Annotated in this window: 17 protein-coding genes; 4 read left to right on the forward strand and 13 right to left on the reverse strand. The window is 73.8% G+C overall.

Annotated features, from left to right (window positions below; all coding sequences use genetic code 11):
* Window positions 1-8 precede the first annotated feature (8 nt).
* Together IPL61_34110 and IPL61_34115 are read left to right on the forward strand one after the other, a co-directional pair.
* Window positions 9-893: a hypothetical protein gene (locus IPL61_34110; protein MBK9036225.1), complete on the forward strand. Its 885-nt coding sequence runs from the start codon at window positions 9-11 to the stop codon at window positions 891-893.
* A 59-nt stretch (window positions 894-952) separates the two neighbouring features.
* The gene (locus IPL61_34115) at window positions 953-1,363 is read left to right on the forward strand and encodes a rhodanese-like domain-containing protein (GenBank protein MBK9036226.1); all 411 of its coding nucleotides are present in this window, start codon (window positions 953-955) and stop codon (window positions 1,361-1,363) included.
* On the opposite strand, the gene IPL61_34120 is transcribed toward IPL61_34115, so the two are convergent.
* Window positions 1,326-3,269 carry a DEAD/DEAH box helicase gene (locus tag IPL61_34120; GenBank protein MBK9036227.1) on the reverse strand — a complete coding sequence of 648 codons (1,944 nt, stop codon included), beginning with the start codon at window positions 3,267-3,269 and terminating at the stop codon, window positions 1,326-1,328. The two genes, IPL61_34115 and IPL61_34120, sit on opposite strands and share 38 nt — an antisense overlap.
* A gap of 791 nt (window positions 3,270-4,060) precedes the next feature.
* Between IPL61_34120 and IPL61_34125 the strand changes: the two genes are divergently transcribed.
* Window positions 4,061-4,237 carry a hypothetical protein gene (locus IPL61_34125; protein MBK9036228.1) on the forward strand — a complete coding sequence of 59 codons (177 nt, stop codon included), beginning with the start codon at window positions 4,061-4,063 and terminating at the stop codon, window positions 4,235-4,237.
* A gap of 945 nt (window positions 4,238-5,182) precedes the next feature.
* Here IPL61_34125 and IPL61_34130 read toward each other — a convergent pair.
* Window positions 5,183-5,362 (reverse strand): hypothetical protein, encoded by a 180-nt coding sequence (locus tag IPL61_34130; GenBank protein MBK9036229.1) that lies wholly within the window; start codon window positions 5,360-5,362, stop codon window positions 5,183-5,185.
* A gap of 145 nt (window positions 5,363-5,507) precedes the next feature.
* On the opposite strand from IPL61_34130, the gene IPL61_34135 reads away from it, so the two are divergent.
* Window positions 5,508-6,230 (forward strand): SIMPL domain-containing protein, encoded by a 723-nt coding sequence (locus IPL61_34135; protein ID MBK9036230.1) that lies wholly within the window; start codon window positions 5,508-5,510, stop codon window positions 6,228-6,230.
* A 123-nt stretch (window positions 6,231-6,353) separates the two neighbouring features.
* On the opposite strand, the gene IPL61_34140 is transcribed toward IPL61_34135, so the two are convergent.
* The 11 genes from IPL61_34140 to IPL61_34190 form a co-directional block, all read right to left on the reverse strand.
* Window positions 6,354-6,728, reverse strand: coding sequence for a hypothetical protein (locus IPL61_34140; protein MBK9036231.1), 375 nt, complete (start codon window positions 6,726-6,728; stop codon window positions 6,354-6,356).
* A gap of 176 nt (window positions 6,729-6,904) precedes the next feature.
* Window positions 6,905-7,576, reverse strand: coding sequence for a hypothetical protein (locus IPL61_34145; GenBank protein ID MBK9036232.1), 672 nt, complete (start codon window positions 7,574-7,576; stop codon window positions 6,905-6,907).
* A 100-nt stretch (window positions 7,577-7,676) separates the two neighbouring features.
* A complete protein-coding gene (locus tag IPL61_34150) occupies window positions 7,677-8,348 on the reverse strand; it encodes a hypothetical protein (GenBank protein ID MBK9036233.1) in 672 nt (223 codons plus the stop codon).
* Between the two features lie 12 nt (window positions 8,349-8,360).
* Window positions 8,361-11,960, reverse strand: coding sequence for a hypothetical protein (locus IPL61_34155; GenBank protein MBK9036234.1), 3,600 nt, complete (start codon window positions 11,958-11,960; stop codon window positions 8,361-8,363).
* Window positions 11,961-11,972: 12 nt separating this feature from the next.
* The gene (locus tag IPL61_34160) at window positions 11,973-14,198 is read right to left on the reverse strand and encodes a hypothetical protein (GenBank protein MBK9036235.1); all 2,226 of its coding nucleotides are present in this window, start codon (window positions 14,196-14,198) and stop codon (window positions 11,973-11,975) included.
* Window positions 14,199-14,200: 2 nt separating this feature from the next.
* Window positions 14,201-16,969, reverse strand: a complete 2,769-nt coding sequence (locus IPL61_34165; GenBank protein ID MBK9036236.1) for a hypothetical protein — start codon at window positions 16,967-16,969, stop codon at window positions 14,201-14,203.
* The gene (locus IPL61_34170; GenBank protein MBK9036237.1) at window positions 16,966-19,503 is read right to left on the reverse strand and encodes a hypothetical protein; all 2,538 of its coding nucleotides are present in this window, start codon (window positions 19,501-19,503) and stop codon (window positions 16,966-16,968) included. Before IPL61_34170 ends, IPL61_34165 begins: the two co-directional genes overlap by 4 nt.
* The gene (locus tag IPL61_34175) at window positions 19,503-19,880 is read right to left on the reverse strand and encodes a GPW/gp25 family protein (GenBank protein ID MBK9036238.1); all 378 of its coding nucleotides are present in this window, start codon (window positions 19,878-19,880) and stop codon (window positions 19,503-19,505) included. The genes IPL61_34170 and IPL61_34175 overlap by 1 nt, the downstream gene beginning before the upstream one ends.
* Window positions 19,880-20,440, reverse strand: a complete 561-nt coding sequence (locus IPL61_34180) for a baseplate assembly protein (protein ID MBK9036239.1) — start codon at window positions 20,438-20,440, stop codon at window positions 19,880-19,882. Before IPL61_34180 ends, IPL61_34175 begins: the two co-directional genes overlap by 1 nt.
* A gap of 2 nt (window positions 20,441-20,442) precedes the next feature.
* On the reverse strand, window positions 20,443-21,501 hold the full coding sequence (locus tag IPL61_34185) for a hypothetical protein (GenBank protein ID MBK9036240.1): 1,059 nt from the start codon (window positions 21,499-21,501) through the stop codon (window positions 20,443-20,445).
* Window positions 21,498-21,776, reverse strand: coding sequence for a hypothetical protein (locus IPL61_34190; GenBank protein MBK9036241.1), 279 nt, complete (start codon window positions 21,774-21,776; stop codon window positions 21,498-21,500). The genes IPL61_34185 and IPL61_34190 overlap by 4 nt, the downstream gene beginning before the upstream one ends.
* Between the last annotated feature and the right edge of the window lie 28 nt (window positions 21,777-21,804).

Raw genomic sequence — 21,804 nt, forward strand, 5'->3', positions numbered from 1 at the left:
GTGGGCGCATGCGAAGCTGGTGGTTCATCGGCGCGGCGCTCGTCGCCGCTTGTGGCAGTGACCGACGTGGGCCGACCGACCGCGCGGTCTGCGCGAAGCTCACGACGCTGTGCGCGGCGCACGGCGAGGTCGAGTGCCTGACCGCGACCGACTGGCGCGACATGGCGCGCGACCTCGGGGCCAAGCCGGTCGAGAAGTTCCGCACGTGCGTCGTGGCGGCGACCGACTGCCCGCTCCTGGCCGCGTGCCTGGTCGAGCTGGGGGCCGACGCGATCCGCAAGCTCGACGCGAACCAGCGCAAGAAGCTCGGGTTCGACGACGACCAGCCGATCGAGCCGATCGATCCGTCGCCGGATCGGCCGGTGCCGACGCCGACGCCGCTGGCCCCGACGCCGGTGGTCCCGGCCCCCGCGGACGACGCCGGATCGACGCCGACGCCGGTGGCCCCGACGCCCACCGACGGCGACGCCGGGCCGACGCCGGTGGTGCCCGTGACCGACACCCCGCCGCCGCCCGGCGACGGGCGCCCGGCGGTGAAGTTCGACGCCGTCACGCTGCGGCTCGCGCCGTCCGCGTTCGGCCACGAGCTGTCGGTGTCGATCGAGCTGACCGTCACCGGCCCGATGCCGCACGTCGCGCCCCACGTCACGGTCGAGGCCGCCTGCGACGGCCACACCGACACCACCGACGCGTTCTTCATGAGCCTGAGCCGCGCCGAGGTCGGCGACCGCCGCACCGACACGGTCAAGCTGTTCCAGGGCGCGGACCTCCGGACCGCGCCCGCACAGTGCGAGGTGGTGCTGGGCATGTCCCAGGGGCCGACGGCGCCGGCCCGCTACTGCCTGCAGGGCGGCGCCACCAGCCCCGGCGCCTGTCCGCCCCCGGCGCCCTGACCGCGACGCGACCGCCGGTCGCAGGTGCGCGCGGGCGCGAACGTCGCTAGGGTGTGGCCATGCGCTTCGCCTCGATCGCCACGCTCGTGCTCGCCCTCGCGCTCCCCGCTGTTGGCTGCGACAAGGATCCCGGGACCCCGCCCGGCGCCACCGCCCCCGGGACCCCGACCGGCGCCGTCGACGACGCCACCGCCGCCAAGCAGTTCATCGCCGGCGGCGCGACGGTGATCGACGTGCGCGAGCAGGACGAGTGGGACGAGGGCCACATGCCCACGGCCAAGCTCTACCCGGTCGGCTCGATCGACCAGCACGTCGACGAGATCGCCCAGCTCGCCGGCGGCAAGGACAAGCCCGTGGTCGTCTACTGCAAGTCCGGCGGCCGCGCCAGCAAGGCCAAGCAGGTGCTCGAGGCCGCGGGCTTCACGCGCGTCATCAACGGCGGCGGCTTCCGCAAGCTCGCGTCGCCCTGAGCCTCAGCGGGTTCGTCACCGAACCCAGGCCGGTGCAGGGGGACTCGGAGATTGGTGACTTCGTTCCGGACCAGGTCGGCGCCTCGACGGGCACGCCCCGACGGGCCCCACCCACGACCACCCACGACGCGAGACTCCCGGCGCGTGGACCGGTGCTCGACCAGAAAGAAGGTACGAGCTCCGAGTCTCGGCGCCGTGCCTTAGTACCGCGCGGCGGCGGCCGGCGCGGGGCCGGGCCGCGCGGCGGTCCACGATCAGCGCCCTCGAACTCGTCGAACACCGCGCGATCGATCCGCGCGGTGCGGACCGTGCGATCGGGGTGCTCCTTGGGCGCGCGCGCCGCGGTGCGCTCGAAGTGCTCGACGGCCGCGCCGCTGATCTCGAACCGGGTCTCGCGCGGCAGCACGCGGATCGAACCGATCTCGGCCTTGGTGATGCCGCCGCGGGTGCAGATCACGGGGATCAGCCAGCGCGGATCGGCGTTGCGCAGGCGGCCGACGTCGATCCGGAACCACACCGGCGGACCGCCGGCGCCGGCGCGCGGCACGAACGCCGGACGCTCGCGCTGGTTGGGCCGCTGCTTGGCCGCCGGCGGGGCGATCACCGATAGCTCCTCGGGCGCCGGCAACCGCGCCCGGTGCCAGCGCACCAGCACCGTCGCCAGATCCAGCGCGCTGCGCTCGGCGGCCAGGGCCGCGGCGGCGGCCCGCTCGTCGTCGGAGGCGTCGCCAACCATCGCCTGGAGCTCGGCCAGGAGCCGCGTGCCGTCGCCGGCGCGGATCTGATCGGCGGTCGGCGGCGTGACCCAGCGCGGGCGCACGCCGGCGGTCGAGAACATGCGCGTGGCGTGGCTGCGCGCCGGCACCGGCACCAGCACGATCGCCTGGCCCTTCTTGCCGGCGCGGCCGGTGCGGCCGCTGCGGTGCAGGAGCACCTGGCCGTTCTGCGGCAGGTCGGCGTGGACCACCAGCCCGAGGTCGGGCAGGTCGAGCCCGCGCGCCGCCACGTCGGTGGCGATGCACACCCGGGCGCGCCCGTCGCGCAGCGACTGCAGCGCGCGCGTGCGCTCGGCCTGGGACAGCTCGCCCGACAGCGCCACGACCGCGAAGCCGCGCTCGTTGAGGTTCGCGGCCAGGTGGGTGACGCCGTCGCGGGTCGCACAGAACACCAGCGCGCCGCCGGCGTCGACGAACCTCAGCACGTTGACCACCGCCAGCTCGCGCTCGCGCGGCGAGATCAGCATCGCCTGGTAGTCGATGTCGACGTGGGGCTCGCGCTCGTCGACGGTGGCGATCCGCGCCGCGTCCTTCTGGTAGCGCTTGGCCAGCGCCTGGATCTCGCGCGGCAGGGTCGCCGAGAACAACAGCGTCCGGCGCGTGGCCGGGGTCAGGTCGAGCAGCGCCTCGATGTCCTCGCGGAACCCGAGATCGAGCATCTCGTCGGCCTCATCGAGGACGACCGCCTTGACCTCGCCGAACGTGACGTTGCCGCGATCGACGTGATCGCGCAGGCGCCCGGGCGTGCCGACGACGATGTGCGCGCCCTCGCGCAGCAGGTAGGCCTCGCGCCGAGGATCCATGCCGCCGACGCACGAGACGATGCGCGCGCCGGTGTTGGCGTAGAGCCACACCAGCTCGCGCTGCACCTGCAGCGCCAGCTCGCGGGTCGGCGCGATCACCAGCGCCTGCACCGGGCCCTGGGCGAACTTCGTCGCCTCGCCCAGCAGCGTGCTCGCGAGGGCCAGGCCGAACGCCACGGTCTTGCCGGAGCCCGTCTGCGCCGACACCAGGAGATCGCGCTCGCGCGCCTCGGGATCGAGGATCGCGGCCTGCACCGGGGTCGGCGCAGCGTAGGCCCTTGCGGTGAGCGCGGCCTGGAGCCCTGGGTGGGCCTGGGTGAACGGCATGCCGCCCTGTAGCCGTCCCCGACGGGGGACACAAGGTGAGAACTTGGCTATCGACAGCTGTATGTCGGTTGGTGTACGCAGTGTCGGATGTCCCGAACCACGTTCGTCGTGACCGCTGCGGTGTCTCTCGCGATCGCCTTCGCCGCGGCCTGTGCCGACGCAGCCGATCCGGTCCCAGGGGGGGCAGCCCACGGGCCCTGCGCGCACTGACGTCCGTTCACCCGGCGCGGCGGTTCGCCACACCACCAGCAACTGGCGGCGCCTCGCCACCACGCCCAGACGATCGTGCACCCCAGGCGCCCGGCTGGTCGCGCCTACGGGCCGGCGGGACCGAGGACGAGAACGCGACGGTCTACCTCGACAACTGCGCCCGCTGGGTCGAGGTCGCGACGGTCCGGACCGACGGCGACGGCTCGCCACGCTGCCGTCAGCTCGGCCTGCCGCCGGCGAGTACGAGGTCCGCCGCGCCCGCGGCGACCAGCCACCACGCTCACCTTGGGTGCCGCGGGCACCCACGTCGCGGTCACCGACATCGACGGCACGATGACGACGAGCGACACCGAGCTGTTCGCGCAGCTCTTCGACGGCAGCTACGTCCCGACCGCGTACCCGTCGGCGGTGGCGCTGACCAAGGCCCACGCCGAGCGCGGCCACGTCGTCGTGTACCTGACCGGCCGGCCGGCGTGGCTCCTGCCGATGACCCGCGCCTGGCTGACCCGGCTCGGCTTCGCGCCCGGCCCGATCCACACCGCCGACTCCAACGCCGACATCCCCGCGGTGGGCCAAGGCCGGTGGCTGACGACGAGGCCACGGCGCCGCCTGACCTGGCCTACGGCAACGCCACGACCGACATCACGGCTACCGAGGCCGGCATCCCGGTCGGCAAGCAGTGGATCATCGGCACAACGCCGGCGCGGGCACCAACCCCGACGGGCCGCGCGCCGCCACCCCCGCCCGCTCCCCACTGAGTTCAGAGGGTGCCGACCTCCCAGGGCACCCCGATGAGGGCCCCCACCAGACGCGAACCCCGGCGCGTTGACCGGCACGACCGAAAAAGTTACCAAGTCTGTTCGAGTTCCAAGGGTCGCCCCCCCAGGGCAAGCCCCGATGAGGGCCCCCACCCAGGACGCGAACCGGCGCGTCGACCGGCACGACCGAAAAGTTACCAAGCTCTGTTCTGAGTTTACCCCAGGGGCAAGCCCCGATGAGGGCCCCTACCCAGGACGCGAAACCCGGCGCGTCGACCGCACGACCGAAAAAGTTACCAAGTCTGTTCTGACAAGGGTCCTCCCATGGGCAAGCCCCGATGAGGGCCCCCACCCAGGACGCGAAACTCCCGGCGCGTCGACCGGTGCACGACCGAAAAAGTTACCAAGCTCTGTTCTGAGTTTCAGAGGGTTCGTCGCCGAACCCTCCCCCATCGGGGGCAAGCCCCGATGAGGGCCCCCACCCAGGACGCCAAACCCCGGCGCGTCGACCGGTGCACGACCGAAAAAGTTACCAAGCTCTGTTCTGAGTTTCAGAGGGTTCGTCGCCGAACCCTCCCCCATCGGGGGCAAGCCCCGATGAGGGCCCCCACCCAGGACGCGAAACTCCCGGCGCGTCGACCGGTGCACGACCGAAAAAGTTACCAAGCTCTGTTCTGAGTTTCAGAGGGTTCGTCGCCGAACCCTCCCCCATCGGGGGCAAGCCCCGATGAGGGCCCCCACCCAGGACGCGAAACTCCCGGCGCGTCGACCGGTGCACGACCGAAAAAGTTACCAAGCTCTGACCTGAGTTTCAGAGGGCCTGTCGCCACGCCCAGGCAGGTACAGGGGGTACTCCGAGGTCCGAGGTCTCATCCAGACCAGGTCGGCGTCTCGGGCGCCAAGGCAAAGCCCTCGAACGCGGCCGCGTTGCGCCGCCGTCGAGCCCTACGGGGTCGCCGCCGGGGGCTGCGCGCCGCCCTTGGGGCAACCGCACGTGACGGTCGTGTACCCCTTGCCGAGCGGGATGCCGAACAGCCACAGGCGCTTGTTCTTGGTGACGACGTCCTTCTTGCACACGTCGCACGGGTCACCGGTCACCGTGCTCCACGAATATCCGATTCTCATGGCCGCAGCCTATCACTCGGCCGTCTCGGTCCTCCCGCGTCGGGCCTGCAGACTGTGGCAGCGCCAGCCTTGACGTGGCCCGCGAATTTCTGTGCGCCGATCGGGCGCGCGGCTCGTTGTCCGGGTGAACCCCAAGGAGACACCCGTGACCCGCACCCGCGCCCTCGCCCTCGCCTTCTCCCTCGCCCTGCTGCCGCTGGCGGCCACCGCCTGCAACCACCCGGCGCCCAGCGTCGTCGTCCGCGCCGGCTCCGGCGATCGCGCCGCCGGGCTCACCGCCACCGGCACCGCCACCATCGGCGTCAGCCCCGACTGCGCCGATCTGACGTTGACGATCAGCCGCGAGGCGCCCGACGCCCGCGACGCGATCGCCCAGGTGCGCGAGCGCCAGACCGCGCTCGTCGCCGCGCTCAAGCAGCTCGGCCTCGCCGACGCCGACGTCACGCTGGCGCACCTCGGCGTCGACCCGGTCTACGACTACACCGCCGGCCGCAGCGTGCTGCGCGGCTACCGCGCCCACACCACGATCACCGCGACCACGCGCGCCTTCGACCAGATCGCGCCGCTGATGGAGACCGCCGCGGACGCGGGCGCGACCGAGATGAGCAGCCGGTTCCGGCGCTCCGATCTCGAGGCGCTCAAGAAGGACGTCCGCGCCAAGGCCATCGCCGCCGCCCGGGCCAAGGCGCAGGAGACCGCCGCCGCGCTCGGCGTCCGGCTCGGCGCCGTCACCGCCGTCGCCGAGGCCAACCAGAGCTTCCTGTTCTCCAACGAGTACTTCCCGTCGAGCGGCGCCGGCGCCGCCGCGCTCGGCGGCGACCTGCAGCCGCTGACGATCGACATCGTCGTGACCTACGACCTGACCTGACCGGTCGGGCGCGCGGACGCGGCGCGCCACCACGGGTCGGGCGCGGCCGGGAAGCCCAACAGCACGTCGACCACGATCGGGCCGACCGCCGACAGTGGCGGCCCCGCGTCGCGAGACATCAGATCAGTCGCCATAGTGGCCCAGAGGGTACGCGACCAGGAGGTCGAGCATCCCCGCGTCGCGGCAGGTGACGGCGACGGCGTGCTTGCTGTCGGGCGTCGCGGTGCAGGCGACGTGCTCGCCGTCGTCGGGGACGCGGTTGCCGCACGGCCCCGGGCGCAGGCCGGTCCCGAACGCGGCGAAGACCTCGGCGCACGCGCGGGCGACCGGCACTCTGAGGCGGACGATGCGCACCGCGCCGTCGCGCTCGATCAGGTCGACGTGGGCGCGGCTGGCGGCGTGCTCGACGACGATCGCGGGCCATCCCTGGCGGGCGGCGGTGCCCGATCCACCGAAGGCGCGGTCACGGATCACCTTGGCGTCCGGCCAAGCCGCCATGACCTCGCGTTCGCCACTGACGCCGGGCACCAGGCCGCGCAGCTCGCTCGGCAGCACAGCCGGATCGAGGCGCGGTCCGCGGCCTGCGCCGCCACCGCTGCTGCCGCACGCGGCGGCTACGACCAGCGCCGCGCAGGCCCACACCGTGGCGATCAGTCCCAGGAGCGCACCGTGGGTCACGAGCCACCCCCAATCGCGGCGGGGCCGGGAGGCTCGATGAACACCAGGGCGAGGTCGAGCTCGGCGGGCAGCGCGGGATCGCTGCTCAGCTCGCGGAAATCTCCGAGGGCGTGTTGCAGGCACTGCTGCAGTACGCCGACGTCGAAGTCGCGGGCCCCGCGGGCATGAAGGACCTCGACGCGCGCGAGGAGACGCGGCGCTTCGTCGTACCGATCGGGGGGTACCCAGTACGTGCGGATTGTGGCGGCGCCGGCCACGCCCGGTGTCGCGGCGTGGAAGCACGCGACCAGCGCGGGCCGATGGTCGAGGAGATAGCCCTTGAACAGGTTGCGCGAGAAGCACCCGCGGTGGAACGCGCCGATCCGGAAGGCGATCGAACCGTGCGGGCTCTCACCGATCCGCTCGTCGTGGGGAGCCAGGGCGAACGTGTCCGCGCAGGGTACGCCGTCGTCGACGAGCCGATCGAGGTACGGGAACGCCACGAACTCGTGGTCGTCGGGGCGGCGATCGGTTGGCGTCCACGTCATCGGCGCATCGACCGTCGCGCCGGTGTCGATCGCGGCATCGCCGCCCGCATCGCGTCCGGGGGATGGCGACGGCGTCGTGCTGCGGTGGCCGTTGCAGCCGAGCACGACGGTGGTCAGCACCGCGAGAGTACTGCGCGTCATGGGCGTCATGATGCTCCGGAGTTCGTCGTCGAGATGTGCGGGCAGGCACAAGCGACGCCATCGCTCGGCGGCCGACCGACCCGCGCGGCGTCGGGGAGCATCACCGCACCGGGCCATCGTCGTCGACCACCAGCTCGCGGTACGCGACCCGGCCAGCCGCGACGGTCAGCTCGACGCCGTCGCGGGTCAGCGATCGACTACCGCGGGCGGCGATCAGGCGCGCCGCGCTCGGGCGCGCGCCGACGATCGGGATGCGCCCCGGGGGTGCGGCGGCCGCGACCGGCACGTCGACGCGGTAGTAGCCGTCCCGATCGGTGGTGGTCTTGACGACGGTGCGCGCGTCGACCCGGACCTCGACGTCGACCCCGGCCACGCCGTCGTGCTTGCCATCGACGACCCGACCGTGGAACACCGCGGCGTCGGCCGCGGCCGTCACGATCGGCACCTCGGCCCGGGCCGCCGCGACCTTGGCGTACGAGGCCTCGACCCGCCGGGCCGTGGCGCGGGCCGCGGCGGCGGTCGCGGGCGCCGACGTCGCGCCGTGCTTGGCGGTGAGCCGACCGGCCTCGCGCGCGGCCTGGCCGGCGCGCGTGCGCTCGACGGTGGCGGCGCGACCGGCCACGGCGCGCAGCGCCAGCTCGGCCCCGGCGAAGGCCGCCGCGGTGACGACGGCGGTCTTGCCCGACCGCGGGGTGACCGGCCCCTCGCCGGTGGTCCCGCCGCCGCCGCCGCCGTCGGGCACGTTCTGCTCGAGCTTGGTGAGTTTCCACATGGCCGGCTCCGTTCAGTCTTTCCGCTGGTACAGGAAGGGCGCCACGACGCGCTGGGAGTCGGCCGCGCCCTCGCACGCCGACTTGCTGAAGAACGACAGGAACACCTGGTTGGGGGCGTCGATCTTGCGCGCGCCGGCGATGGTCAAGCAGCGCGTGGTCTGGTTGGCCGAGGTGTTGTTCATGAACAGGCCCACGGTCAGCGCCGAGACCCCGAACAGCTGCCCGAGCACGGCCGCGGCGGTGCCGGGCAGGATCGCCTCCTTGACCCGATTGCCGGTCATCCGGGTCGTCAGCCCGAAGGCGATCACCGTCGCCAGCACGCGGTCGTAGGCCCGATCGATCTCGATCTGGTTGTCGGCGATCCCGACGTCATCGAGCGAGATCAGCGCCACCGCTGACAGGACGGTGTTGAGCGGCGGGCCGAGCAGGTCGACCCCGACCACGTTGTCGTCGAACAGGATCTGGCCGCTCGCGGCGATCGGCGGCTGGGCGTCGAGGCCATCGCCGCCGGGCTCGACGTCCTTGGCGCCCAGGTACGAGAAGATCTGCAGCCCGAACAGCTCGTTGCTCATGCCGAGATCGACCACCAGGACCGCGACCCCGCCGATGAAGTCGAGCAGGGTCTGCAGCGCCGTGCCCTGGTTGGCCGCGATCGCCTCGGCGTTGACGAGGACGTCCTCGCCGAGCTGGCCGCCGAAGATCTGACCGACGTCGGCCCGGGCGGCCCCGCGCACGGTCAGGTGGTTGTCGACGATCGCCACCTGGCCCACCGCCAGCGCCAGGATCGCGCGGCCGCTGGGGACGACGATCACGTTGTCGGCGATGCGGGCCGACGGCTGGCCGTCCTGGCGCAAGAGCGGCTGCTTCAGGCCGACGTCGAGCGTCACCGCCGGGGGCAGCGCCCGGTACAGCACCACGCCGCCGCGCCAGCCCGGCCGGATCGGCTCCTCGGTCGCGGCGAACGGCGCGTTGTCGATGATGCGGTTGCGCTCGATCACCACCCCGGACGAGCGCAGCGCGAACACGCCGCAGATCGGCTCGGTGTGGCGGCGCCCGTTGCCGACGACGTCGTTGTCGCGCACGGTCAGCTCGTCGACGTCGGCCAGCACGATCGCGCCGGCCGCCGACACGTCGCGCATCGCCAGCGGCACGGCCGGCACCGCCAGGCGCACGCAGCCGTGGATCCGGTTGCGGCTGAGCTCGAGGCCGTGGACCCCGACGATCTCGTCGACGCCGGCCAGGTCGAAGAACCGGACCACGCCGACGCCGGCCCGGCCCATGCGCGTGATGTCGTTGTCGGTGATGCGGACGTCGTAGAGGTCGCCCATCGACACCGGCACCCACTCGTCGCCGTCGTCGTCGGGCGGCGGCGGATCCCAGTCGATCTCGATGCAGCCGGCCTCGTTGATCGTGATGCTGATCCCGGCCAGCCAGCTCCAGTCGTCGGCCCAGTCGGACCACGCGCCGTCGTCGCGGACCTTGCGGCGCACCCAGGCCCAGGACCCGAGCGTGATGCCGTCGCCGTTGCCGCCCTCGACGTGGTTCCTGCGGACCTGCGCGCGCTCGGTGCCGCCGCCGAGCTGGACGCCGCCGAGCGCGGTGCGGGTGTAGGTGACCTGGCCGGCCGCGTTCACGGCCCCGGGCACGGTCGTGTCCTCGACCCGCGCCAGCACCCGGTTGTCGAGGATGGCCACGTCGTCCGCGAACGACAGGATCGTCGGCCACCGGCCGAGGTCCGAGCTGCCGTCGATGACCTTGGCCAGCGGCCCGGCCAGGAGCTCGCAGCCGCGGATCGTGACGTCGACGCCGCCGATCGCGGCGATCGCGCTCCGGCCCAGGACCTCGATCCGCAGCTCCTCGAGCCGGACCCGGGCCAGGCGCCGCTCGAAGCCGGACCAGGCGGCGTCGGCCATGGAGCCGACGTTGGCGCCCTTGGCGGCGTCGAACAGGACGATGCCGAACGCCTCGCCGGCGTCGATCAGGAGGTCGCGCACGATCAGATCGTGCCCGCCGACGACCAGCAGCGTCCACGGCTTGCCCTCGTCGGGGCGCCACCGGGTCCGGGCGCCGCAGCCCTCGATCGTGACGTGCGCGCGCCCGACGATCGTGACGGTCTCGACGTAGGTGCCGGGCAGGACGCAGACCTTGCCGCCGGCCTCGGGCAGCGCGTCGATCGCGGCCTGGATCGACGTGAACCGACCGAAGCTCGACACCTCGTCGCCGACGGTGTGCGTGCAGCACCCGCGCAGGCGCGTCAGCGGCAGGAAGTGCGGCCGGCAGTCGTGGAGCCGGTCGAAGCTGCCGTCGGCGCGCCAGCGCACCAGCGCCAGCGGCGCGAAGAACCGACGGGTGCCGTGGGCGAGGCGCCCGTCCTCGAGGGCCCACGGCACGACCTGGTCGGGCGTCTTGGGCCGCGCCGCGATGATCCAGTGATCGCCGCGCGCGCGGTGGACCCCGGTGATCTCGACCTGCAGGCCGGTCGTGCCCAGCGCCAGCGGCGTGCCGACCACGAACGGGATCGCGGGCGCCGACGCGTGGTCATCGCCGCGGTTCCACACCCGCACGAACACGAAGCCGGGCGCGAGCGCGGCCGCGTCGGCGCGCCCGCTCCACGCCGTCTCGAACCCGGCCGGCAGCGGCGTCAGCGCGTCGAGCACGAACGCGTGCGCGCCAGGGTCGTACCCGGTCGTCACCCGCGCGAGGTGGCCGGTCTCGTCGGCGAGCTTCTCGCCGTTGGACAGGACCGCGCTCCACGGCAGGACCTCGACCACCTGCCCGGCGGACGGCCAGTGCGCCTGGTCGCGCGGATCGGTGGCCAGCGTGATCGTGCGGCGATCGGCGCCGATCGTCGCGCGGTACAGCGGCGCACCGTTGTCGTAGCCCCAGGTCAGGTGGGTCGCGTCGACGAGCTGCACCCGGATGGTCTGGTTCTCGGCGCCCAGGAAGCCGGCCGCGATCGCCGGCGCGCACAGATCGCCGACGGCGCCGGCCGTGTAGGTGACCGTGAGCGCGGCGTCGACCGTGCGCTCGCCGGTGGCGTCGACCACGCCGGCGCCGGCGGCGGCCCAGCCGTCGACGAGCGCCTTCCACGCGGCCGGGCAGTCGGCGCCGGCCGCGCCAGGCGCGACCCGCACGCGCCACATCGTGCGCAGCCGGGTCGAGGTGTCGGGGCCGCCCAGCGCGACCTCGAACAGCTCGCTGTCCTCGACCGCGGTCACCGGCTGCTGCCAGGCCTCGACGTACACCAGATCGGTGCGATCGACCGCCAGCGTCGGCCGGTCGGCGACGGCCTGGCCCAGCCAGTCGCCCTGCAGCGCGAAGGTCGTGGGCGTCGGGTTCCACAGGCGCAGCCCGCCGAGGTAGAGCGTGCCCGCGCCGATGTCGAAGTCGCAGCGGCCGCCGGTCAGGTGGCCGTGGTCGATCGCGAAGCCATCGTCGGGGCTGCCGACCGGGCCGATCACGTCGAGCTGGACCCGGCGGTCGTCCTCGAGGTGGATCCGCTCGGCCTCGTTCCAGTCGTCGTCGACCAGCACCCGGCCGAGCTGCATGCCGACGCTGGCGTAGCGCTTGGTCGGGTCGAATGCGTCGCGGCTCTTCTCTTCGGTCGCCATGGTTCGGTTCCTTCAGGTCTCGCGGATGAACATCGGGGCCAGCCCGAACGGCAGGTACTCTTCGACCTTGCGCGCCAGGCTGTCCTCCTTGATCGGGTTGAGCGAGGCGCTCCACGCCCCCAGCTCGCTGCCGTTCTCGGCGCCGCGGCGCACCGCGTCGGGCGCGGACTCGGCCAGCCAGGCGTAGCCGGGATCGCCGAAGCGCAGCGACGAGAACACCGGGCCGCCGTCCCACGTGGTCGCTCGGAACGGATGGGGCAACCGGCTGCCGGCGGGCGCGGCCGAGAAGCGGAAGCAGCCGGCCTGGGTGTCGGTCACGTCGACCAGCCCGGTGATCAGCGCCTCGGTCGCCTCGAGGCGCTCGACGTCGACCGCGCCGAGCACGGTCACGCGCGCCAGGGTCACCGTGCCCGGCGTCAAGGCGATCGCGGTGCCGCCGGCGACCCGCTGGGCGTCGACGATGGCGTCGGTGACGACGATCGTGTCGATCACGCCGGCGCCGACGGTGGCGACCGCGGCGACGATGCTGTGGTCGATGACCAGCAGGTCGATCTGTCCCTCGACCCGGATCGTCACCGGGTGCAGGGTCGCGCCGTCGACGTCGACGCCGCCGGGATCGAGCGTCACCCCGCGCAGCTCGACCCGGCTCCAGGCCCCGGCCAGCACGATCGCCGCCGGCGCCCGCGCGCCCAGCCACAGGCCGTCGAGGGCCAGCGTGGCCTCGAGCCCCGCCGCTGCGGTCAGCGTCCAGTCGCCGGCCAGGCGCAGGTAGGGGCGGGTGAAGTTGGCGGCCTGGACGATCAGGCGCTCGACGTCGACCGCGTCCGCGGTGACGTCGTAGGTGCCGCTGTCGGGGAGCTCGGTCGCGCCGACCAGGTTCCCGGTCGCGAGGTCCGTCGGGAAGTCGGCGGCGACGATCGTGCCGGCGGCGCCGGTCGCCGCGACGACCACCCGCTCGGGCGCGTCGATCACCGTGGCGCGACGATCGTAGGTGCCAGCGCCGATGGCCCCGCCGAGGCCGTAGGCGTACGCCACGCGGACGTCGTCAGGATCGGCTGGCGCCGCGAGCAGCTTGCCGCGGCCGCGCACCGGATCGACCAGCAGGTCGACGAACGCCGCGGTGGCGGTGAAGCCCGCCAGGTTGGCCGCGCTGACCCGCGCCCGGGCGATCGCCGCCGGGGTCCGCACGTCGACGGCGTCCCCCCACAGCGCGCGCTTGCCGCAGTCGTCGATCAGCGCGACCGCGCGCAGCTCGTCGTAGTTGCCCGGCGCCAGCAACGTCGCCGCGTTGACCGCGACGGCGAGGAAGTCGTGGAGCGCGTCCTCGGTGACGAAGCGCGCGCCGATCGCCGCGGCCAGCTCGGCGACCGCCGCCGCGGCGGTGCCGTGCGCCGCCATCGCCGCGACCACCGCCGCGTCGATCACGTACTCGGCGTGGCCGAGCACCCGGCACGCCATCGGCGCTGGCACCTCCCACGGCTGCGCGCTGCGCCAGTCGTCCCAGGCGTAGGTGGCGTCGCGGTGGCGGGGCATGAACAGCTGCGTGTCGCGGCCCGAGGGATCGAACGTGAACGTCACGCCATCGGCCCGGACGTGCGGGATGACGTCGGTGATCCGGTACGCCGCCAGGCGGAACAGGTGGAAGCTGACCCGCGGGATGTTCCAGCGCCCGTCGTGCCCGCGCGGGCGGCGCAGGTCGGGGGTGTGGGCGAACCCGTCCCAGGGCCCGCCGGCGCGCTCGGCCAGCCGCGGGTGGCGCAGGTCGGCCCAGCCGCGCGCCGGCTCGAGCCGCTCGGCCAGCGGCGGATCGAGGTGGTGGACCGCGCGGGCCAGGCCGCGGAAGCTCTCGACGACCTTCCCGTCCCAGCCGGTGATGTCGGCGATCAGCTCCTCGAGCACCCGTGGCGTGCCCTTGCGGCGGCGGTAGTAGATCGTCTTGGCGACGTCGACCCGCCGCGCCCGCCGGTTGAGCGCGGACACCAGCCGGGTGCCGACGAGGTCGCCCAGGTACGGGACCGCCCAGTCGTCGCACAGATCGATGAAGGCGTCGTCCCAGAGCCGGTCGTGGCTGCGGCGGAGCACGGCCACCTGCTCGCCGATCAGCTCGACCAGGGCCCGCAGCGTGCCGGGGCGTTCGGCGATGCCGTCCTCGTGCCGGTACAGCGACGGGATCCACGCCCACAGCTTCTCGATGTAGTAGCGCTCGAACTGATCGTCCGCGATCGGCGTGTCGGCCATGGTCAGCTCCCCGTCACCGCCGCGGACGCGGCGAGGTCGAAGTACGCGCCGGGGCCGGGCGCCACGCCGTAGTCGAGGAACGCGGCGCCGTTCCAGGTCAGACCCCGCACGCCGGTCACGCCCGGCAGCGACAGCAGCGCGGCGAGCAGCGGGCTGCGCAGCAGCGGCCGGTCGATGCCCAGCACCGCCGGCGTCAGCCAGCCGCCGTCGCCGAACAGCGCCGCGGTCGCGGTCGCGAGCACGGCGGTCGCGACCTGGCGCGGGTCGAGCTCGAGATCGATCGCGAGGGTCGCGACCACCGGCGTCGCGTCGGCGACCGCGATCGGCGTGTCGGGGTCCGACAGCGCGTGCAGGCGGTCCTCGACCGCCGCGCGCACGCCCTCGCCGCCGAGGATCCACACCTTCACGACCGGCCGCTGGCGCACGCCGTCCCACGCCCAGTCGGCCCGGGCGGTCGTCACGCCCGGCGCCAGCCGCGCGGCCACCTCCATGTCGTCGATCGAGATGGCGCGCCCGAGCAACAGCGCCGATCGCGGCGCCAGCTCGCGCAGCGACTCGGCGGGCTCGGCGTCGGCGCCACCGCCGGGCGCCAGCGCGGCCCCGACCGAGGCCAGCCCCGGCGTCGGGCGCGCGAGCTGGCTCACCGAGCCGGCGGGCGGGCTCTTGGCGCCGGCCCCGAACCGGTACGACGCGACCACGTTGCCGCCGCCCGACGGCAGCCGCGCGCCGCGCACGCCGTCGCCGAACGTCACCCAGCTGTCGCCGCGATCGTCCTGGCGCACGACGTAGACCTGCGCCTCGGGGCCCTGGCCGTAGAAGCTGGGCACCTCGGTCCAGGCGAGGCCGTCGACCCACACCCGCAGGCTCGACGCGACGCCGGCCGCGTCGCCGGCGCCCGCCACCGCCTGGTAGGTCAGCGGCGCCTTGGCCAGCTTCCAGCGCTGCATCGCCGCCGCCGCGTCGCCGGAGCCGAGCACCTCGCCGGCGACGGTCTCGCCGCGGACCGCGGTGACGACGTTGCCGTACGCCGCGACCGGCGTGGCCAGGCCCGGCGACCACGACTCGTCGGCGACGAGCGCGATCGCCCCGGCCTCGAGGTCGACGCCGGCCGACACGGCCGCCGTGCGCTGCTCGGCGTCCTTGAACGCCACGCGGCCGGTGGTCGGCGTCGAGTTGACCGGCGCGCGCGCGCCGATGAGATCGAGCGGATCTTGCGGCTCGAGCCAGCGCAGCGACGCCCCGAGCACGGTGCCAGCCGAGGCCAGGCCGAGCCCGATCGTGAAGCCGTCCGGCGCGGCGCTGCCGCCCCACGTCGCGCTGCTCGGCGACGCCTTGCGGTCGGCGCCGTCGAGATCGTCGGCGGTCGTGATCACCGTGTGCAGGGACGTGATCGCCGGGAGGTCCTGCCCCGGGACCACCGAGGTCTGCAGCGGCACCGGGTAGACGCGATCGGGAGCCTGGACGGGGGGCACCGGAACCGGAACGGACAGCGGCGGCACCGGCACGCTCTGCAGCGGGACCGGGAACGTCTGCGGCGGTCCGGTGAAGACGGATGGCGGCGTCGTCACGTGTCCGAAGACCGGCGGCACGATCGGGAACGTGTAGGTCGAGCTCGGGGGGAGGTCGATCGCCGGGAACGGATCGATGCCCAGGCTCACCTTGGGAACGGGGACGGTCTGGCCGCCGACCGTGATCGGCGGCGGCGTGAACGCCACCGGCGGCGGCGCCACCGTGATGGTCTGCGTCGGCACCGCGAGGGTCTCGCCCGGCACGGTGACGCTGCCGCCGTCCATCGCGATCGCCAGGTCGCTGGTCGACGACGCCGGCACCAACGTGAGTTGCTGATCGCTGCGCGCGGTGATCGTGAGCCAGCGAGTCTCGCCCTGGTAGGTGGCGAGGCACCGCTCGGCGACGCGGGCCTCGCGGTAGACGCCGTCGAGGTAGAAGTAGGTCTGCGGCGCCGCGCCGAACGACGGCAGGTCGGCCCCGACCGCGGACGGCGACTTGAGCGACGCGCTGCGGGTCGCCTTGCGCAGCCGCACACCGCTGATCGGCTTGCCCGCGCCCGCGTCGACGGCGCGATCGAGGGTGACCTCGACGACGCGCCGACCGACCCGATCGACGACCCGCTTGACCGCGGCCACCGTCCGCACGTGGGCGTCGCTGGCGGCGGTCGACAGCTCGACCAGCACGACGTCGCCGACCGCGACCCGCGCGGTCGCCGGGGCGAGCAGCAGCTCGGTCACCGACCCGGTGAGCACGGTCGCGGCCGGCGTGGTCACGGCCCACCGGTTGAGCGCCGGATGGATCGTCACCGGCGCGAGCAGCTCGAACACCTGCGGCGGCTGACCGTCGAAGGCGCCCGAGCGGAACCCGGTGCCGGCCGGCAGCGTCACCGGCCGCGCGCCGTCGGCGACCAGCGCCAGCTCGACCTCGGCCGCGACCGCGGGCCGCGGCACGTAGCCGAGCACGCCCAGCAGCCGCCGCAGCGACGGCCGCAGCTTGGCGGTGCGCACGTACGACTCGTCAGCGATGGCCTTGTCGTAGAGCGACAGCAGCTCCCCGACGTACGCCGCCATCTCGAGCCACATCACGCCGTAGTCGTCGGGGGCCCGCGCCCGCCACTCGGCCAGCGCCGCCTGCCAGCGCGCGCGGTCGAGCATCGCGGCGCGCAGCTCGACGAACGACGCCAGCTGGCGCGGCAGGTCGGTCAGGCCGGGCGCGATGTCGAGCGCCGCCGGCGCGGTCGGCTGATCGCACGGACAGGTCATGCGCCTCCCTCCGGTTCGATGCGGACGGTGCCGCGGTCGGGGTGACGGGGATCGCCGAGCACGCGGATCACCTCGTCGGCGCCGGGCTGGTAGTACGGCTCGGCGAACGGCCGCGCCTCGAACCAGCCGCGCCGGGCCAGCTCGAGCTGCTTCACGGCGCGCACGCCCGGCACGCCCTGGATCCACGCCTCGAGCTCGCTGCGGTCGAGCGGCGTCCCGAACGTGAAGCGGTCGGGATCGAAGAACCCGCGCACCGGACGGACCCCGCGGGTGCCCAGCAGCGCCCGCATCACCGCGACGACCACCTGGCCGGGGTACGCGTAGGGCTCGACGCACAGCGTGATCACCAGATCGAGATCGGCGTAGCGCGGCGCGCGCACGTGCAGCTCGCGCCCGGTCATGCGGAAGCGATCCAGGTGCTGCCCCAGCGCGCGCCGTCGGTCGTCCGGCAGCTCGCTGTCGCCGCGCGGATCCGCGGTCGTGAACGCGGTCGACCAGCTCCCGGTCCACCGGAACTGGGTGCCGGCCTGCTGCACCCACGGGAGCCGCGCGGCCGCCTCGTCGAAGTCCGCGGGCCGCACCGCGCGGTAGGTCACCGCTCGGAACTCGTCGGGCGCGTCGCGCTTGGCCTGCGCGATCGTCTCGGCGTCAACGCCGCCGCTGGTCGGCAGCGGGTTGGTCACCTCGACCACGAAGCCGAGCGACGGGTCGAACGCGGTCCACGCGGCCCCGGCGTCGGGGTCGGCGAAGCGCAGCGCGCCGCCGGGCAGGTTGCCGCGGGCGCCGTTGCCGAGCCGGTAGGTCGCACGGACGTATCGCTCCTGCCCGACCGCCGGGTTGCCCTTGGCCGGCACCTGGCCGAACTCGCCGTCGCCGAAGCGCACGGTGGCGCCGGCGCCCGTCAGGTAGTCGTGGTGGACGAACTCGCCGCCCGCGCGCTGGAAGCCGATCGCCCGGTCCCAGGTGCCGTCGTCGAGCGTGAAGTGCCGGTCCTGGGGCGTCGAGCTGTTGGTCCCGATCAACGTCGGCCGGTAGTCCCAGCGCTGGCCCAGCGCGAGCGCCGCCGGCGCGGCCACCTCGTGGACCGCGACCTCGGGCGCCGCCGACCGCGGCGCGGGCCCGAGCCGCACCAGCTCCTGGTCCTCGACGTGCGGCCAGATCGCGTCAGTCGGGACCACCGAGGCTGGCGCCGGGCCCCGGGCCGGCAACGTGTGCAGGAACGTCACCGATCGATCGGCGCCGACGCGCTCGACCGCCTGCGGGAACCCGGTCAGGTTGCCGCCGAGCGAGTACGTCGTGCGGCGGGTGACGCCGGCCGTGACCGGCACCGCGTTGCCCAGCACCGACAGCCACGCGAGATCGAGCTCGAACGGCGTCGGCTCGTCCCAGGTCAGGCGCGTGACCACCGCCTCGGCGCCGAGCGCGGCGCCGAGCGGATCGGCCAGGGCCTCGACCGCGCGCAACGTGACCAGCAGCCGTCGCTCGGGGACGTCGCGCTCGGTCGCCGGCGGCTCGGTCACCAGGAAGACCCGCTCGCCCGGCGCGAACAGGCTCGCGCGGTCGCCGGGCACGAACACCTCCGTGGCCCCGACCGGCAGGCACCCGCCGGGGATCGGCCGATGCGGCGCGTGCGGATCCGGCTCGTCGCCGTCCCAGACGTGGGCCGCGAGCTTGTTGCGCTTGTCGTGGACCCGGTAGGTCGCGCCCGCCAGCGCGAGGTCGAGCGTGCCGACCTCGAAGCCGATCGCGACGCCGTCGCCGCACGCCCACACCGGCATGCCGGCCGGCACCTGCCGCCAGCCCAGCGGCGGATCGTCGAGCGTGTCGGCGACGGTCACCGCCAGCCAGCCGGCGGCGCCCAGGCCGTCGTGCAGGTCGTAGTCGACCAGGCGGACATGGCGCCGCACCGACCGACGCTGGCTGGCGCTGCCGAACTGGGTCTCGCGCGCGACGCGATCCTGGTAGTAGGCCAGCTCGTCGCCCATCGCCGCGATGACCTCGACCATCATCACGCCGACGTCGGCCTCGAGCCGGTCCTTCCAGGTCGGGTGGCGCAGGCTCGCGAACTCGAGCAGCGCCTGGCGCAGGCTGCGGTAGTCGCGCGCCGCAGGATCGATCGTCACGTCGTCGGCGGCCGGCGGCGGGCACGCGTGCGGTGGCGGCGCGCAGTCGACGTCGCGCGGGCACGTCGCCTTCCAGTCGATCTCGATCCGACGGTAGTAGAGGTCGATCTGCGCGCCCCGCAGCTCGAGCCAGGAGCGCCCGAACCCGCCCGGCCGCGCGACCGTCACCCGCAGCACCTCGCGCCCGTCGACGCCCGGCACCGCGACCACGCCGAGCACCGGGATCGACGGCTCGTCCTCGCCGGTGATCACCACGTCGGCGGCGGTCACCACCAGCGGCGGCGTCAGCGCCGACGGATCGTGGAACAGGAACACGTCGAGCGTGACCTGCGACGCGTGCACCGCGACGAAGTCGATGCCGGTGACCGCGGCCTGCGCGTAGAGCGCGTTCTTGCGATCGAGCGGGGCCATTACAGCGCGACCTCCAGGTTGAGGTAGCGGCGCTCCTGGCGGGCCAGCAGCACGTAGCGCAGCTTGACCGTCAGCGTCTCCTCGATCGCCCCGACCTCGGCGTCCTCGACCTTCACCACCGTGCCCAGCCACTGATCGAGCGCCTGCAGGATCGTGACCTTGAGCAGGTTCGCCGCCGCCGGGTTGTTGGGCGCGAACACCATGCGCCGCAGGCCGCACCCGAACTCGGGCATGTTGATGCGCTCGCCGGGGTTGGTGAGCAGCACCTGGCGGATGAGCTGATCGACGTGGCCGGCGTAGCGATCCTCGTCGGACAGCTTGCCCAGGCCGCGGTCGACCGCGACCGGGAAGCGGATGCTGTGGAAGATCTCGCGCATCAGGTCACCTCGAACGTGCCGCTGTTGACGCGGACCGAGGCCACCTGCACCTCGAGCTTGCCCTTGCCGCCGCACTCGCTCGTGACCGCGCTCGAGGCCACGGTGTGCTTGCCCTGCCCGGCCTCGGTCACGACGTCGGCGGTCAGCGTGACGCTCGCGCTCGACGAGTTCTCGAGGCGGGCCTCGTCGCCGTTGTCGTCGAGCGTCAGCGTGATCGCGTCGGTCTTCCACATCTTGATCTTCGGGTCGCCGCCCTGCGGCGCCTGGTTGTCGCCCCAGAAGCACCCGACCCAGATCGGGTACGACGGGTCGCCGCCCTCGAACTCGACCCACACGCCCGCGCCCACCGGCGGCATCGCGAACAGCCCGACCTGGGCGCCGGCGTAGGGCACGCACGGCGCCGCCCACACCTCGAGCGTGTCGAGCACCGCGGGCACGGTGACCTTGAGCCGCCCGCGCTTGCACGCCTGGTCGTCGTTGTCGACGACGGTGCCCCGGTACTTGCCGAAGTACCGGCTCTTCACCCAGTCGAGGAGCTGTGCGGCCAGGTCCGGATCCATGGTCAGGCCTCCCACGCGTTGCGGACGAGCTCGAAGTCCATGACGTGCCCGTCGCCGTCGATCACGTGGCGCACGGACGCGACCACGTAGCCGCCGCTGTGCCGCCGGCCGAGCCCGTCGAGCGCCACCAGGGTGTGGGTCCGGAGCACCGCGCCCAGCGCGCGGGTGCTGGTGCTGCCGCGCGCCCGGATGAACCAGCCGCCCTCGATCAGCGTGGCCTCGGCCCGCGCCTGGAGGTCGCCGACGGCGTCGACCGGCGCCACGACCGCGGTCTGGCGCGCCGGCGCGACGTCGGTCAGGGCCTGGGTGCCCAGGAGCCTCAGCGGCGAGCGCGAGACCTGGCCGTCGATCGTCGCCAGGTCCGCGAGCCCGACCTGCTTGCCGATCGCGGCGCCCGGCCGCTCGACGTCCCACTCGAGCTCGACCTCGGCCAGCACCGGGTTGGCGACGTTGATCGTCATCGTCGCCTCCTGGGCGCCCTCGAGCTGCGGGCGCTTGACGTGGGCCGTCGTCACGCCGGTGGCGTCGGTCGTGAACCAGAACCAGTTGCCGTAGCGGCGCGCCAGCCGCCGCACGAACCGCAGGTCGGTGTCGCGCTGCACCAGCGTGTGCCCGGTCTCAGGGTGGGACGTGGCGATCGCGTCGACGTCGGCGGTCACGCCGTAGCCCGAGAGGATCGTCGTGATCGCGTCGGACACGGTCACGTCGCTCCAGACCTTGGCCTTGACCTCGCGATCGAGCTCGAACGCCTTGTCGCCGCCGCTGACGTCGACCCACGAGTCGTGCGCGCCGTGGCGGAAGCGCAACCGCTGGCCGTGGACCTGGCCCTGGACCAGCACGTGATCGACGTCGCCGACGTGGGTGCCGATCGTCAACTCGGCGCCCGGGCCCAGGCGACCATCGGCGAGCAGCGGGAAGTCGCCGTCGGCCTCCACCAGCTGGAACTGGATGCGGTACGTGGTCGGCTCGCCGATCCGCTCGCACACCTCGACCCGCACCGCGCTCGAGGCGAGATCGCCGGCGTCGGCGCCGGAGGCGAGGATGGCGAGGTTGGCGGTCATCGACGGTGCTTGGGCGCGATCGGGATCTCGTGGGCCTCGGCCAGCGCGTCCGGCAACATCACGTCGGCCAGCTCGCAGATGCGCCAGAAGCCGGCGCCGTCGCCGAGGTAGGCGCTGGCCAGGTGATCGAGCCGCTCGGCCTGGCCCCGTCGGTGGTACCCGAGCAGCGCCTCGTCGGGCGCGTCCGGCGTCGGCACGACCATGACCGTGCGGCCGCGCCGGTCGGCGACCGGGTACGGCTCGAGAGATGCGTAGCGGCTCTTGGGATCGAACATGGATGCTCCCGTGGACGGCGACGAGGTG

It is taken from the genome of Myxococcales bacterium, from assembly GCA_016717005.1.
GTDB lineage: Bacteria > Myxococcota_A > Polyangia > Haliangiales > Haliangiaceae > UBA2376.

Excerpts from the sequence above, each read along its gene's own strand:
- IPL61_34110 (MBK9036225.1), top strand. The coding sequence starts at position 9 with ATGCGAAGCTGGTGGTTCATCGGCGCGGCGCTCGTCGCCGCTTGTGGC.
- IPL61_34115 (MBK9036226.1), top strand. The coding sequence starts at position 953 with ATGCGCTTCGCCTCGATCGCCACGCTCGTGCTCGCCCTCGCGCTCCCC.
- IPL61_34120 (MBK9036227.1), bottom strand. The coding sequence starts at position 3,269 with ATGCCGTTCACCCAGGCCCACCCAGGGCTCCAGGCCGCGCTCACCGCA.
- IPL61_34130 (MBK9036229.1), bottom strand. The coding sequence starts at position 5,362 with ATGAGAATCGGATATTCGTGGAGCACGGTGACCGGTGACCCGTGCGAC.
- IPL61_34140 (MBK9036231.1), bottom strand. The coding sequence starts at position 6,728 with ATGGCGGCTTGGCCGGACGCCAAGGTGATCCGTGACCGCGCCTTCGGT.
- IPL61_34145 (MBK9036232.1), bottom strand. The coding sequence starts at position 7,576 with ATGACGCGCAGTACTCTCGCGGTGCTGACCACCGTCGTGCTCGGCTGC.
- IPL61_34150 (MBK9036233.1), bottom strand. The coding sequence starts at position 8,348 with ATGTGGAAACTCACCAAGCTCGAGCAGAACGTGCCCGACGGCGGCGGC.
- IPL61_34155 (MBK9036234.1), bottom strand. The coding sequence starts at position 11,960 with ATGGCGACCGAAGAGAAGAGCCGCGACGCATTCGACCCGACCAAGCGC.
- IPL61_34160 (MBK9036235.1), bottom strand. The coding sequence starts at position 14,198 with ATGGCCGACACGCCGATCGCGGACGATCAGTTCGAGCGCTACTACATC.
- IPL61_34165 (MBK9036236.1), bottom strand. The coding sequence starts at position 16,969 with ATGACCTGTCCGTGCGATCAGCCGACCGCGCCGGCGGCGCTCGACATC.
- IPL61_34170 (MBK9036237.1), bottom strand. The coding sequence starts at position 19,503 with ATGGCCCCGCTCGATCGCAAGAACGCGCTCTACGCGCAGGCCGCGGTC.
- IPL61_34175 (MBK9036238.1), bottom strand. The coding sequence starts at position 19,880 with ATGCGCGAGATCTTCCACAGCATCCGCTTCCCGGTCGCGGTCGACCGC.
- IPL61_34180 (MBK9036239.1), bottom strand. The coding sequence starts at position 20,440 with ATGGATCCGGACCTGGCCGCACAGCTCCTCGACTGGGTGAAGAGCCGG.
- IPL61_34185 (MBK9036240.1), bottom strand. The coding sequence starts at position 21,501 with ATGACCGCCAACCTCGCCATCCTCGCCTCCGGCGCCGACGCCGGCGAT.
- IPL61_34190 (MBK9036241.1), bottom strand. The coding sequence starts at position 21,776 with ATGTTCGATCCCAAGAGCCGCTACGCATCTCTCGAGCCGTACCCGGTC.